We start from the raw sequence: 2,662 nt of genomic DNA, 5'->3' as shown, positions 1-2,662 counted from the left end.
GAACAAATCTATCTATTGATAAACAAAGAAGTTAATATTTATTCAGCAAACCCTACTTATTGAAAATGTTAATCCTATGAAACATACTATACTTTTGTGCTGCCGGAAGTTACTTCCGACAGCTCTGGCAGAAGAAAAACTTCTGCCAGCACATGTTATCCGCCTATGGCGGGTGCCAGCACATGTTAAGATTTGTGAATAATGCGGGTCATATGTATGAGATAAGAAACTTGCCTGATTGAATATATATATAAAAGGGCGTCATGCAGTATTTATTATATGCATCACGCCCTGTATAGAAATATTTTTTTGCTATTTTAGCAAAACCATCCGTTTGGTTAGGTTTTTATCATCAGCTGTTAAATGATAAAAATATACGCCGCTGGCGACAGAACCGGCATCCCAGACAACCTGGTAATCGCCGGCTGATTGAACAGCATCGGTTAATGTTGCCACTTTTCTGCCGGCTAAATCATATATTTCCAGTTTGACAGTACTTGTGTTTTTAAGGTTGTAATAAATAGTGGTCTTGGCATTAAACGGATTAGGGTAGTTCTGAGCCAGCGAAAAATTCTCGGGCAATTCGGCGCTTTCAGCAATTGAGGTTTGAGCAAGAGGAAAACGAGCAGCCTGATAAACCTCTTTTATATAATCAGACTGTACCCAGACTACCAGTTCGCAATTGTCTGATGCCAATTGCTGATTTACAGCAAAATCTTGAGAGAACTCAAGGGTATCCCCGAATGACATGTCAAAATTTATTCCGTTTGCGTTTGGAATCATATCCCTCATAGTTTGGTGATGCCAATCATTACCGTTTGGCGCATGAAAAAACAGGTCCGACTCGGTTAAGGCTATTCTTAGATATAAACTATCCCAATATGCGTCATCAATAGCTCTTAATGTGATATTTAGAGTACCTTCTCTGGTATCATCATCGTATGTGCCGTCAATATCGATTTCAAGAGGGGACTCCATATTACTACGCGTTACAATTAGATTATAAAACGAGTTTGGGCTGGTGGCGGTAAGATAACCATCAACCTTTGTAGTTGGCACTCCCGCAACATTATAATAGTTTTTTCGAGCATTGTTCTCGAATGTATTGAACCGATAATAAGGGTCGCTGCCATCCGGCCATGACGTGTGATACCTAACTGCAACAAATTCATCATAATGCTGTTCGGTTAATTGATCTAACGCCACATCATCATCAGCGCAATAGCCGCATCCAGTGTTGGTAAAATTCTCCAGCAGAACAAATCTATTCTGAGCGTTAACATTAATTGCCATTACAAGGGTAAAGAGTAAGGCTGTGATTATCATCTGCTTTGTCATTTTCATACCTAAGCCTTTTATTTGTGATGCATCGTTTTCATGTTATCGAAATATTATTTTTTTGCTATTTTAGCAAAACCATCCGTTTGGTTAGGTTTTTATCATCAGCTGTTAAATGATAAAAATATACGCCGCTGGCGACAGAACCGGCATCCCAGACAACCTGGTAATCGCCGGCTGATTGAACAGCATCGGTTAATGTTGCCACTTTTCTGCCGGCTAAATCATATATTTCCAGTTTGACAGTACTTGTGTTTTTAAGGTTGTAATAAATAGTGGTCTTGGCATTAAACGGATTAGGGTAGTTCTGAGCCAGCGAAATTTCTGTTGGAATCTCTATCTCTTCATCAATTGATGTTGCAATATCAAAAACATCAATAGCGGCTGTCTGCAGAATTTCTTTGTTGCTGTCATCAGCCTGAACCCATACTACTAATCTGCAGTGTTCGTATTCAAGCGGACTTAAGCAGGCAAAACCTTCCGAATGCCGCAGCGTATCACCCTGCGACAACTCGATAGAAATGCCGACTTCTCTGGGTATCATATCGCGCATAGTAAAATTGTGCCATTGCGTGCCATTAGGCGCGCTATAATATACGCTGTCTTCTGTAAGAGCAATCCTTATTTTAAGACCCTGTTGAGTGATTTGATCATGAGCAATTATTGTGATATCAAGATTGCCTGTCAGATTAACATCATTAAAACTGCCATCAAGCAGTATCTCAATTGGTGATTCTACGGTTGCCCTGCTTATAACCATATTACCCCAGGAATTATAATTGTAGCCACCTCTGACAATACCATCAATCCAGGCATAAGGAGTATAGTAATAACCATTCGGGTGAGGAGGATAATACGTACACCTGTTATAGTTTTCAGTAGGATTATAATTACGGAATGGGTCGGTTGATCCCCAATGATAGGTTACCGGAATAAAAATATCAGAATAACTTTCAAATAACTGATCTAAGACCAGATCAGCGCTGTGACAGCCACCTCACGTGGTTGAGGTTTCATGTTCGAGAAGCACAAGACGCGGCATTGCCTGGGCTGATACAACAAGAATCATCGAAAGAAAAACTGTTGTAAGAATTAGACTTTTGTTTTTACCCATAAAAAATCCTCCTAAGATTTTAGTTATCGCATTTAATACCTTCAGGTAATAATAATATATTTTTTTATTTTGACAAGGCTTTTTATATAACTTTCTCACCATTATCCGGTTTTTCTATCATTAAGAGGGCTAGCCCCAATACTGTTCACTTAAGAATGATGATTTGAAAATCATTTGAATTTTTTTTGAATAGGGTTGATGACGGGGGGC

Annotated in this window: 2 protein-coding genes; both read right to left on the bottom strand. The window is 39.1% G+C overall.

Going from position 1 to position 2,662, the window contains the following annotated elements; all coding sequences use genetic code 11:
* Nucleotides 1-312 precede the first annotated feature (312 nt).
* Nucleotides 313-1,344, bottom strand: a complete 1,032-nt coding sequence (locus tag J7K40_12675) for a T9SS type A sorting domain-containing protein (protein MCD6163246.1) — start codon at nt 1,342-1,344, stop codon at nt 313-315.
* Between the two features lie 58 nt (nt 1,345-1,402).
* On the bottom strand, nt 1,403-2,098 hold the full coding sequence (locus J7K40_12670) for a T9SS type A sorting domain-containing protein (protein ID MCD6163245.1): 696 nt from the start codon (nt 2,096-2,098) through the stop codon (nt 1,403-1,405).
* Nucleotides 2,099-2,662 lie beyond the last annotated feature (564 nt).

It is taken from the genome of Candidatus Zixiibacteriota bacterium (assembly GCA_021159005.1).
GTDB lineage: Bacteria > Zixibacteria > MSB-5A5 > UBA10806 > 4484-95 > JAGGSN01.
The sequence above is the reverse complement of the archived record's forward strand: the minus strand, read 5'-3'. Positions and strand labels throughout refer to the sequence as shown.